Source organism: Photorhabdus akhurstii (assembly GCF_019090985.1).
GTDB lineage: Bacteria > Pseudomonadota > Gammaproteobacteria > Enterobacterales > Enterobacteriaceae > Photorhabdus > Photorhabdus akhurstii.
Window position 1 is genome coordinate 5634115 of sequence record NZ_CP020335.1, and the last position, 12472, is coordinate 5646586.

At 36.1% G+C, this 12472-nt stretch carries 10 protein-coding genes and 1 pseudogene; all 11 read left to right on the top strand.

Annotated features, from left to right (window positions below; all coding sequences use genetic code 11):
- The first annotated feature begins 1 nt into the window (after window position 1).
- Complete coding sequence (locus B0X70_RS24460; protein ID WP_217471802.1) at window positions 2–979, top strand: FAD-binding oxidoreductase; 978 nt, start codon at window positions 2–4, stop codon at window positions 977–979.
- An 11-nt stretch (window positions 980–990) separates the two neighbouring features.
- The gene (rfbF, locus tag B0X70_RS24465) at window positions 991–1764 is read left to right on the top strand and encodes a glucose-1-phosphate cytidylyltransferase (protein WP_217470570.1); all 774 of its coding nucleotides are present in this window, start codon (window positions 991–993) and stop codon (window positions 1762–1764) included.
- A gap of 5 nt (window positions 1765–1769) precedes the next feature.
- Complete coding sequence (gene rfbG, locus B0X70_RS24470; protein ID WP_217471803.1) at window positions 1770–2843, top strand: CDP-glucose 4,6-dehydratase; 1074 nt, start codon at window positions 1770–1772, stop codon at window positions 2841–2843.
- 128 nt (window positions 2844–2971) lie between these two features.
- Window positions 2972–4284: pseudogene (gene rfbH, locus B0X70_RS24475) on the top strand (lipopolysaccharide biosynthesis protein RfbH).
- Window positions 4285–4312: 28 nt separating this feature from the next.
- Window positions 4313–5206: an SDR family oxidoreductase gene (locus B0X70_RS24480; RefSeq protein ID WP_217470571.1), complete on the top strand. Its 894-nt coding sequence runs from the start codon at window positions 4313–4315 to the stop codon at window positions 5204–5206.
- 740 nt (window positions 5207–5946) lie between these two features.
- Entirely contained in the window at window positions 5947–6483 is a 537-nt protein-coding gene (gene rfbC / locus B0X70_RS24485; protein ID WP_217470572.1) for a dTDP-4-dehydrorhamnose 3,5-epimerase, read from the top strand.
- 439 nt (window positions 6484–6922) lie between these two features.
- Window positions 6923–8278 carry a hypothetical protein gene (locus B0X70_RS24490; protein WP_217470573.1) on the top strand — a complete coding sequence of 452 codons (1356 nt, stop codon included), beginning with the start codon at window positions 6923–6925 and terminating at the stop codon, window positions 8276–8278.
- Window positions 8279–8284: 6 nt separating this feature from the next.
- The gene (locus B0X70_RS24495) at window positions 8285–9274 is read left to right on the top strand and encodes a glycosyltransferase family 2 protein (protein WP_217470574.1); all 990 of its coding nucleotides are present in this window, start codon (window positions 8285–8287) and stop codon (window positions 9272–9274) included.
- 2 nt (window positions 9275–9276) lie between these two features.
- Window positions 9277–10122 (top strand): glycosyltransferase family 2 protein, encoded by an 846-nt coding sequence (locus B0X70_RS24500; protein ID WP_217470575.1) that lies wholly within the window; start codon window positions 9277–9279, stop codon window positions 10120–10122.
- 30 nt (window positions 10123–10152) lie between these two features.
- On the top strand, window positions 10153–11361 hold the full coding sequence (locus tag B0X70_RS25830; RefSeq protein ID WP_336246300.1) for an O-antigen ligase family protein: 1209 nt from the start codon (window positions 10153–10155) through the stop codon (window positions 11359–11361).
- A 29-nt stretch (window positions 11362–11390) separates the two neighbouring features.
- Window positions 11391–12338: a glycosyltransferase family 2 protein gene (locus B0X70_RS24510; protein ID WP_217470577.1), complete on the top strand. Its 948-nt coding sequence runs from the start codon at window positions 11391–11393 to the stop codon at window positions 12336–12338.
- The last annotated feature ends 134 nt before the right edge of the window (window positions 12339–12472 follow it).

Genomic DNA, 12472 nt, shown 5'->3' on the forward strand with positions numbered 1-12472 from the left:
GATGGGTACCATAGTTAAATTGACTCCCTCTCAGGTTAAATTCAGCGCAGCAAAAAATAAAACAATCCTTGAATCTGCGCTGGAATCTAACGTAGTACTAGAATATAGCTGTAAGAATGGTTCATGTGGCATGTGCGAATCACTTCTACTTGCTGGTGAAGTTTCCGATGAACAAGAGCGTGTATATAAGGCTGGCGAGCGTTTCTTGACTTGCCAATGTAAGCCTAGCTCTGATGAGATTGTCATAGAAGCTGAATACTATCCAGAGCTTGCTGAGCTAACGAAAAAGATTGTGCCCTGCAAAGTTAGTTCAACCAGCATAGCGGCAGATGAATATATGGTCATTAAATTCAGGCTACCACCCACTGTATCTTTTGCATTCTTACCCGGCCAATATATTAATCTTCATTATCAAGGTGTGGTACGAAGCTATTCCATTGCCAATGCTGCGGTTTCGGAAGGGATCGAATTACATATTAGACAAGTCGCCAATGGAGTTATGAGTAGCCTTTTATTCAACGAACTGGCTGTAAATACCCTGATGAGACTGGAAGGACCGCTGGGAACATTCTTCGTCAGAGACGATGATCGACCAATTATCTTTCTTGCTGGCGGTACTGGATTTGCTCCAGTTAAAGCCATGGTGGAAAAACTTATCGAACAAAATTCCAAACGTGAGATTCACATCTATTGGGGAATGAATAGCGAGTCTGATTTTTATTCAAACCTTCCAATAGAGTGGGCTACCAAGTATGAGAATATACATTATGTACCCGTGGTATCCGGTGAAGATTCTCAATGGTCAGGAAGAAGAGGATTCGTCCATAAGGCGGTAATGGAAGATTTTGATAATCTCTCAGCATTTGCCGTTTATGCCTGTGGATCTCCAATTATGATCGAAGCAGCAAGAACTGATTTTGTAAAAAATGGATTGTCTGGGAAGCACTTCTTCTCTGATGCATTCACCGTATCTAAATAAATGAGGAAATCATGAAGGCAGTAATTTTGGCCGGGGGCTTGGGTACTCGTCTGAGCGAAGAGACAGTGGTAAAACCGAAGCCAATGGTGGAGATTGGTGGAAAACCTGTCTTATGGCACATCATGAAAATGTACTCTGCTCATGGTATTAATGACTTTATCATCTGCTGTGGTTACAAGGGATATGTTATCAAAGAGTATTTTGCCAACTATTTCCTGCATATGTCTGACGTGACATTTTATATGGCAGAGAATCGGATGGAAGTGCATGAGAAGCGTGCCGAACCTTGGAATGTCACCTTGGTTGACACCGGGGATATCTCTATGACAGGAGGACGTCTGAAGCGGGTAGCAGATTATATAAAGGACGATGAAGCTTTTCTGTTTACCTATGGTGATGGTGTTTCCGATGTGAACATTCAGGCCACTATCGATTTCCATCGCAATCATGGAAAACTGGCTACCCTTACCGCCACCTTACCGCCGGGACGTTTTGGTGCGCTTGATATCAAGAATAAACAAATCCGCTCTTTCCAAGAAAAACCAAAAGGCGATGGCGCTATGATCAATGGTGGTTTCTTTGTACTCAACCCAAAAGTGATTGATCTCATCGATAATGATGCTACTACTTGGGAACAAGAACCGCTAATGACCTTGGCAGAACAAGGCGAATTGATGGCATATGAACATACAGGCTTCTGGCAGCCAATGGATACTCTGCGCGACAAACATTATCTCGAAGCATTATGGAAGAAAAGGCAGGCTCCGTGGAAGATTTGGGAGTAAACACTGTGATTGAAGCGAATTTCTGGCGTGGAAAACGTGTTTTTCTCACGGGGCATACCGGTTTTAAGGGGGGATGGCTCTCCCTATGGCTTGAAGAGATGGGAGCAATTGTTCGCGGTTATTCGCTACCTGCACCAACTGAACCCAGTCTATTTGAAGTAGCGAGCGTTCATAGAGGTCTGCTCTCTGAAGAAGGGGATATCCGTGATTTTTTCCATCTGCGTGAAGCTATAACTGACTTCAAACCTGAGATAGTCTTTCACATGGCTGCTCAACCATTAGTAAGACTCTCCTACGATAATCCTATTGAGACCTATTCCACTAATGTGATGGGTACAGTCTATTTACTGGAAGCTATTAAGCAAGTTGGCGGTATTAAGGCAGTTGTCAACATTACTAGTGACAAATGCTACGAAAACAAAGAATGGGTTTGGGGCTATCGTGAAAACGAGGCTATGGGCGGCTATGATCCCTACTCCAACAGCAAAGGATGTGCAGAACTGGTAGCTTCTGCCTACCGTAATTCTTTCTTTAATCCCAAAGATTATGAGCATCATGGAGTCGCGCTGGCATCGGTACGTGCCGGTAATGTGATTGGGGGAGGTGATTGGGCCAAGGATCGACTGATCCCGGATATTTTACGCTCTTTTCAAAATAGCGAACCTGCTGTGATCCGTAATCCGCATTCTATTCGTCCGTGGCAGCATGTATTGGAGCCACTTTCCGGCTATCTGCTATTAGCTCAGCACCTTTACCGGGACGGATGCGCCTTTGCTGAGGGATGGAACTTTGGCCCCAATGATAATGATGCCAAACCGGTACAGTTTATTGTTGAAACGATGGCTCAACTATGGGGGAAGAATGCCACTTGGAAACTCGATGGCGCAGAACACCCGCATGAAGCTCATTACCTAAAACTGGACTGCTCCAAAGCTAAGATGAGAATGGGCTGGCATCCCCGCTGGGATCTGGTCAATACACTGGAACGTATCGTCAACTGGCATAAGGCATGGTTGGCAAGTGAGGATATGCGTGAAACCTCGCTACACGAAATTCGTGATTACATGGCTGCGCAGTAAAATGAATCTGCTACGGTAACATGACTTTTGAGGTTTGTAGCCGTAACATATCGCCCCTTTATATTTGTTTGTCTGCCGCCCTAAGGCCCGCAAAGACAAGTAACATACCCCATGACAGGAATGAATTAATGAGTTCTCAAGCATTACGTGAACAGATCTCCTCGCTGGTTGCCCAGTATGCAGAGGAAGCGATGGCTCCTCAACCTTTTGTAGCCGGTACTAGCGTAGTACCACCTTCCGGAAAAGTAATCGGTGCCCGAGAACTACAACTAATGGTTGAAGCTTCTCTGGATGGCTGGTTGACCACTGGGCGTTTCAATGATGCCTTTGAAAAAAAACTGGGGAGTACATTGGCGTACCCCATGTGCTGACCACCTCCTCAGGTTCATCTGCCAACCTGTTGGCGTTAACCGCACTGACTTCCTATAAGCTGGGTGAGCGGGCACTTAAGCCGGGTGATGAAGTCATTACTGTCGCGGCAGGTTTCCCGACGACTGTTAACCCGTCTATTCAGAACGGTCTTATTCCCGTCTTCGTCGATGTGGATATCCCTACCTACAATATCGATCCGACACTGATCGAAGCAGCAGTGACCGACAAGACCAAAGCTATCATGATTGCTCATACTCTGGGTAACCCGTTTAACCTAACCGAAGTGCGCCGTATCGCCGACAAGTACAATTTATGGCTGATCGAAGACTGCTGTGATGCGTTGGGCACCCGATATGATGGCAAAATGGTCGGTACTTTTGGTGATATTGGTACTGTTAGCTTCTACCCAGCACACCATATCACCATGGGGGAAGGCGGTGCTGTGTTTACCAAGTCAGGTGAACTGAGAACAATTATTGAATCTTTCCGAGATTGGGGCCGTGATTGCTACTGTGCACCGGGTTGCGATAACACCTGTGGCAAGCGTTTTGGTCAGCAACTTGGATCTCTGCCTCAAGGTTATGATCACAAGTACATTTATTCTCATCTGGGTTATAACCTGAAAATCACCGATATGCAGGCAGCCTGCGGTCTGGCTCAGCTGGAACGTGTTGAAGAGTTTGTCGAACAACGTAAGGCCAACTTTACCTATCTGAAAGCCGGTCTGGAAAACTGTACTGAGTTCCTTGAGTTGCCAGAAGCAACCGAGAATTCTGAACCTTCCTGGTTTGGTTTTCCGATTACCCTAAAAGAGGCCAGCGGTATTAACCGTGTTGAACTGGTTAAATTCTTGGATGAAGCCAGAATTGGTACGCGTCTGCTGTTTGCCGGTAACCTGACCCGTCAGCCCTATTTTGCTAACCGTAATTATCGCGTGGTTGGCAAATTGACCAATACCGACCGCATTATGAATCAAACTTTCTGGATTGGTATTTATCCTGGCTTGACTAAAGATCACCTAGATTATGTCATTACTAAGTTTGAAGAGTTCTTTGGGGTTAGTTTTTAATTAACAACTAAATTAGAAGGGAATTGCAATGACAGAGAAACCAAAAACAGTTATCGTAAGTGGTGCCAGCGGGTTCATTGGCTCTCATATAATAAAAGCCTTATTGGACAAAAATATATTAGTCATTGCAATCACCCGTAATAAAACTGTCAGATCGTTATGCGAGAACTCACGCTTAATCTGGTGTGAATGGCAGGAGGTTGAAAGTTGTATTAATCATCAAAAAAAAGATTCTGATATTTTATCAGTAATCCATCTGGCTACTGTATATAAACGTGAACTTGATAATTTTATCGAGTTTGAGAGTGGAAATGTAACAAAACCCCTGCACTTACTTGAACTCACAGTTAAATATAATATACCAATATTCATTAATACTGATAGTTACTTTTCAAAACCCCATTTTAATTATCAGTATATGCGTCCTTATTTAATAACTAAACAACATCTGAATGAATGGGGTAAATTTTTATCTCATGAATATGGATTTTCATTCCTAAACATGAGACTAGAGCATGTTTATGGGCCTGGTGATAATAAAAAGAAATTTATTCCATTTATTTTAGATATGATGAAAAATAACTGTGATGACGTCAAATGTACAGATGGATTGCAACGTCGAGATTTTATTTATATATCAGATGTTATTGATGCTTTTATGACGATATTAAAAACAAAATGTTTGCCTATTTATTCTGAATATCAAGTCGGACTTGGGTATTCAATTTCTATGAAAGATTTTTTAGACCATATAAAAGCGTGCATTCCTCATACAAAGACAAAAATTGAATACGGGGCAATTGCTCATCGTAATAATGAAATAATGGATTCTTTCGCCGATATATCTTCATTATCTGAATTAGGATGGTGTCCGAAATTTGATTATATAAAGGGTATACGGGAATTAATAAAATATGACTAATAACTCAGTACTATTAACCCATAAGTAAAAGTACATAGATATACTTGATATTATGTATGCGTGATAATGAAATCATTCTTATATTATACAGATATAATTTTACTAAAGAGACTCGGCTAATTCTGCCTTACTATTATCTAATTGATAGACAATATTAAATACCATAGAAAAATAAATCATACTTAATAATAAAGGTTAAAACATATCAACCAAAATGGTATTAAAATGTGTGATGGATTTGGGAAATGGCCTTATCTCTATAAATGACCAAATTTTTCTAAATGGTAGAAAATACTAATAAAAGAAGCCTGCTTATTAAAGATGCTTTCTTAGGATTAAAAAAAACCAGTTATGAATTGACAATTCAATTACTTTCACTTACGTGAAAGTAGGTTTAACAAATTACCCGGATTCCTAGAATCACCAGAAAAAACCGAAAACACTGAGCCTGTCTGATTTTATTTTCAAATTAATTTGAAAAAACCAGTGGTATAAATTGTATTGAACTATTCAAACTTTTGGACGAAGCCAAAATTAGTACGTGTTTGCTGTTTGTCAATAATCTAAACATGAATTCTATTTTGCTAACTACAATTACTGTATGGCTTTCTCTAATACAAATCGTATATTAATCAAACTTTCTCGATTAATATCTAACCGGGCTTAACCAAGCAACACCGTGATTATGCTATTACTAAATTTGATTAGAAGGAAAGAGCATAGCTCTTCACAGATATTATATGAAGATTACTGAGTTAAAATTAAACGGTTGTTATTTGATAGAACCAAAAAGGTTCACTGATGACAGAGGTGCTTTTGTAAAAACATACCATAAAAGGATTTTTGAAGAGAATAACCTAAACTTTTCGTTTAAAGAGGAATTCTATTCGATATCAGCAAAGAATGTTATTCGTGGAATGCATTTTCAGGTTCCGCCAGAAGATCATGAAAAAATAGTTTATTGCCCAAAAGGTAGAGTATTAGATGTTTTCCTAGACATTAGATCTGAATCTCCTACTTTTGGTCAATTTATGGCTATTGAACTTAACGAAGAAAATACATTCCAACTATATCTTTCAAAAGGTATCGCACATGGTTTTTTATCATTAGAAGACAATTCAATCATGGTGTACAAAACATCAACTGTATATTCACCGGAATTTGATAAGGGTATAAAATGGAATTCTTTTGGATTCAGTTGGCCTATTTCAGGGCCAATATTATCTGCTAGAGATGAGCAATTTCCACTATTTTCATTAAAATTAGAATACTTCTGATAGACCTATAAAAATAGCAATATTCGAATCACCTAGATCTACTGGTCAATTTCTTACAAAGACTGTAAATAATAATATTAGTATATCGAGTATAAAACTATATTGTAAATGATATGGGAAATCAAAGGAGCAAGTCGTATCCGACGAAGAGATGCTTCGGACGTGTTTTCCTCTTCATCATATTGCAGTGAATTTCCTGAATAATACCAAGAAGTTTAAGGCAGGATTAAAAAGGAAGCAAAAGAAAGTTAAATGAGTATATGCTATCCTCCTAGTAGCCTTACAGCACAAGGTGTTTCATAATCTTTCCTTACTTATATTCTCAATACCAGTGGTCATAAGAATGAATATTGCAAAAAAACTGTATACTAACCTCAATATTCATCATCAGATGCTCTTATTGAGTAACTTATTGCTATAGCAAGAGAAAATTAAATTAGTGCTAATATTTATATTTTTAAAAAGATTCTTATACAAAATATCCAGTTTTTCTGGAATTGACTTTCATGTAGGAGTAACACTTACCCTTAGATTATGGTCTATTACCGCTGGTGGGTTATTATTAATTCTTACCCCAATATATTTAAGTTCTGATGAACAGGGCTATTATTTCACTTTTTCTAGTATCATCGCAACCCAGGTATTTTTCGAACTTGGTTTTAACTATGTTGTAGTTCAAATGGTTGGCCATGAAATGGCTGGGCTTAGTTATAATATTCATTCTGGATTAAAAGGGGATGTGCGTAGTATTGAAAGAATAGTTAGTTTAATTAAGCTATTAAAAAAATGGTATGCAGTCATTTCAGTGCTATTTTTTTTCATCATATCATCAAGTGGATATTATTTCTTTGATACTCATGGCAAATTATCATCCAGAGATTGGGCTACTGCGTGGTTTATCTTAGTCAGCTGTTCGTCTTTAAATCTTTTTATCAGCCCTTTTTTATCTGTTCTTGAAGGAATGGGCCTAGTTGGGCAGGTTGCAGCTATTAGATTAGTGCAATCTGTTATTGGTCATTCCGGGCTTTTTTTCCTGCTCTGGAATGGTTATGGGCTCATTGCTATTCCTATACTGAGCGGGAGTATGGCAGTGATCTCTTGCTGGCTCATCTACCGGCATCGTCATATCTTTTTTACAAATTCATTTTCTCAAAAACATGCTAAGATTTCATGGAAAAAAGAAATTTTCCCATTCCAATGGCGCATCGCGTTAAGTTGGCTTAGCGGATATTTCATATTCCAATTATTTAATCCCGTTATCTTTGTAAGCCAAGGTGAAATTGAAGCAGGGCGAATAGGTTTGACCCTCACTATTTTTACAACCATGCTGTCTTTATCCATAAGTTGGGTTACAACTAAAACACCAGAAATGGCACGCCTTATCGCAGAAGGACACCGTGGTAAATTGAATAAACTATTCAAAAATGCTTCTATTAAATCAGGTGTAGCAAATCTACTTATAATATTACTATTTTTATGTATAATACTTATATTAAAGGCATATAATACTCCATTTATTCATCGTATTGCCAATTTTGAAATATTATTAATGCTTTTTATTATTTCTATTTTCAATCACTTTATATTCTGCGCTGCTACATATATGAGAGCTCATAAACAAGAGCCAATGGTGTGGAATTCATTGATAACTAGTATTATTAATGTGCTATTAATGTTTTTATTTGCAAAGATCAGCAGTACTGCTGTAATTGCAAGTTATGCATTTGTTATTATTGCAATAAGTTTTCCTTGGACTCTTATTACATTTCTTAGATTTATTAAAAGGAATAGGTAGTTTTTCATGATCTCCAATATCGATATATCCATTTGCATTCCGACTTTTAATAGAGCACACACATTACGCTCTTTATTATCATCTATTGAAAGTGAAATAAATAGCTTGCAATACTATCAGATAGAAATTGTTATATCTGATAATGCTTCAACTGATGATACGGCCAGACTTGTCGAACATTTTTCTAAGAGACTAGATATTGTTAACTACGTGAAACTGCCGGAAAATCGTGGTCTTGGTTACAATATCAATAATGCCATAAATACAGCGAAAGGAAGGTTCTGCTGGTTGATGGGAAGTGATGAAAAGTTATATCCAGGCTCGCTAGCAAAGATAATAAGTGAATTAGAAAGTGATTCTGATATTCTGATTGGTAATCCAATCACAAACAACAGTGAACGTATATTTTTTAGAGAAAAAAAATATAATTATTCGGTGGATTCTCCGCAAGAGATAGCTAGATTTATAGATAACTGTACAGAGTTATCTTCCTTTTTCGCTTTTATCAGTACCATTGTTGTGAAAAAATCATTTTGGAATAAATGTGAATTTCCTTTAGAGTGGATAAACCATACTTATACACATTTGCTTAGATTGGTTTCTATAATAAAAGCTGGAGAGACAAAAATAAAAACCTTAGGATATCCAATTGTTATAACAGGGAATGAAATGAATGAATGGAACAAAAGGATATTTAATCATTTTTCGCTAGACAATGAAACATTATTTCTAATTAGCCATTCAATATTTGAGGATAATTCAGAAATAAAAAGTGCAATATCTGGGCTGATTAGTCGTCAATATAACTCATTTAATATATTATTATCACGCAGTGCTGCAAGCAAAGAAGAATGGAACACTTTAATTCCGATTCTAAAGTATCTGGAGATTGGAAGTGGAATGTATAAAAAAGAAATTTACGATCCTATTTTGTACATAATGTATCGCACGGCTAAGAAATTTAAGGTTATAGTTAAGAAACTGAAGGCTATTTAAAAATGAAATATAATACTAAATTTAGTTTAGTACTTGCAACCTTAGGAAGAATTAACCCTGTTGATGACTTTCTTCAGTCAATCTGCGTTCAAGACTATCCTATTGAATTAATTGAAGTAGTTGTGGTAGACCAAAATATTGAACCTGTTTTAGATGATGTTATTCGCAAATATAATGACCATATTTCGATCACACATATAAGATCTAGCGTTACTGGGCTATCAGTAAATAGAAACATTGGAATTAGGCACTGTTCTGGTGATATTATATCTTTCCCTGATGATGACTGTTTGTATCCTGCGGATACGCTTAGAAAAGTTGCCAAATATATGTCAGAAAAAAAACTTTCCTTTATTCTTGGCAAAATATGGGATAATAAAATAAATAAGGATGCCTTCCGCTCATGGCCTTCTAAAAATAAGCGTATCACAAAGTGGAATTTTTATCGCCTTACGTCATCTATAACTCTTTTTACCAAAGTTCATGATATATATTTCGATGAACGGTTTGGTGTAGGTGCAAAATATGGCTCTAACGAGGATACTGCTTTTATCTATACATTATTGTGTAACTCATATTCAGGAAATTACAATAAAGATGTTGTTATATATCATGAGGATCAACCAATAAATAAGTTGCCTATGAATAAAGTAGCATCTTATTCCTATGGTTTTGGTAAATTTTCTAGATGTTACTTATCAGTGCCTATTCTTTATATATTCTTCTTATCGCTACTATTTCAAATAATCAACATGCTAATTTCATTTGTTAAGATTGATAGAGACAGTCTTATTTATCGATTTATTTCTTTTAAGAAAAGGCTATATGGTTTTATGAGTGTCAAATAAAAAATAGGAATATTGGCTGGAACGGAAAGTATGAATACTATAATTAAGCTATTATTACTATCAATCATATCTTCATTTTTTATACCATATAAAGTATATCCTTATTTTATTATAGTTTTTATATTTTATTGTTTCACATACTTTATATATAAAAAAAAATGTGTTTTAATTAGATCTGTTACTCTATTATTTTTAGTTTCTTATTTAATATGGGGGAGTGCAGTATTATTATCGACAATTGATGTTTCTAATATAGATTTCTCCATTAAACTAACAATTAATAATATTGCACTAATAATTTTATTTATTATATTATGTAATAGTAATTTATCTTCGAGGACTCCAAATTACATATCGACATTTTGTTTTTTTGTCGTGTTAATTAATTCTACCCAGCTTTTTTTTGATATATACTCTCATAACATTTGGCTTCTCCCATTTAATTTAGAAACATCTGCAAGTTCTGATATTTTAAATGAAATCCCAAGACTCATAGGAGAACAGAATAAAAACATATGGGCAAGCAAAGTAGTGTTAATTTATGCTATTCATGTTTCATTATTTTCTTTTAGGTTTGAAAGGAGCAAATTCAGATTTATACTTAGTTCTGCATTTTGTACCTTTTTTATATTTTATTCATGCTCAAGAACAGCACAATTTATTTTTTCATTGTCTTTGATGGTTAATGTTACAATGAGTAATTTCTTTTCTAAGAAAAATAAATTTATTATTTTTTTTATAATTACGGCCGCTTTTTTTTATGCATATCTTTCTCAGGAGCATAGATACTCTCATTTAGATTTTTCTAATTTATCATCAGGCCATAACGGTGATGGATTTAAGGCTAGAATTATACTATGGATGACATTATTCAATGCAATATATGATTTTTCATTTTTAAATATAATGACGGGACATGGAATTTTATTTGCATCTAGACTTAATGGATGGGTGTTTGCCGAATCGAATATGCATAATGTTTTTCTAAATATGTTTGTAGATATTGGTGTTATCGGTCTCGTTCTGTACACACTTTCCCTTATTTCATTGTATTTTTTCTTACCATTACGAGATAAATTCTCTAACAATTTAAGGTTAAAAATTTCTCTCTTTTTTCCTTTACTTTTTTGTATGCTGGTACAATACACAGGGTATGACTTTGATGTAATATCGTATATTGCCCTTTCATTGATTGTGCTTTCGATTGATGGTAAAAAACGTCACTCTTTTGTTCGTTAAAATTGGCCTGTAATGAGATATAGAATAAAATGGTTAGATATGGAATTATTGTTCCTACATATAATGCTGGTGTTGATTGGAAGCATTGGTTAAGTATAACCACTAAGATTAACAATAAAAAAAATATTGTTGTGATCGATTCATCTTCATCTGACAGTACTGTGGATACTGCATTGCAATATGGCGTAAAAACTATTTCAATTCCAAAATCGGAGTTTAACCATGGAGGGACAAGAAATAACGCATTAAAAGCGCTTAGTGACATTGATGTTGTCGTATTCTTAACCCAAGATGCTCAATTAGCTACCGAAGATGAAATCACGAAGTTACTAAAATGTTTTATCGATAAAGAGGTTGCTGCTGTATATGGTAGACAGATTCCTCATGCAAATGCTAATCCTTTAGCAAAGCATGCTAGGTTATTTAACTATAGTGATAAAAGTTATATAAGAAGTAAGACTGATATAAGAAAGTTTGGTATCAAATCAGCTTTCATGTCAAACTCTTTTGCTGCATATAGAACATCAGTATTCCATGAATTAGGTGGATTCCCAGAACACACAATTTTAGCCGAGGATATGTTCTTAACCGCTAAAATGATATTATCTGGCTATAAAGTGGTGTACTGCTCAGAAGCTGTTGTATATCACTCACACAACTACTCACCTTGGGAAGAATTCCGCCGATATTTTGATATAGGAGTTTTTCATACTTGTCAGTCTTGGATTCAACAAGAGTTTGGCGACGCTTCTGATGAAGGGATAAAATTTGTGAAATCTGAGTTGAACTATCTATTGAAGAATGCACCATTATGGATTCCTAGGGCTTTACTCACAACTGCGCTTAAATTGATAGGTTACAAACTTGGTAAAAACTATCGTAGGATTCCCAAAAGTTGGTGCCAAAGATTTAGCATGTATAAGAGCTACTGGATACAACAATCATTAGCTGAGAGAGGCTTACAGAAAAATATTTAAAGCCATACTTGGTGAGAAATGCCAGTGAACTATTTTGCTGATATACAATATTACGGTTACCTAGCTAGTCCTCAAGTTTTGAATAAGAAAATAATTGCAACTTACGGCAGAGTACTTATTTGTCACTTTGCCGA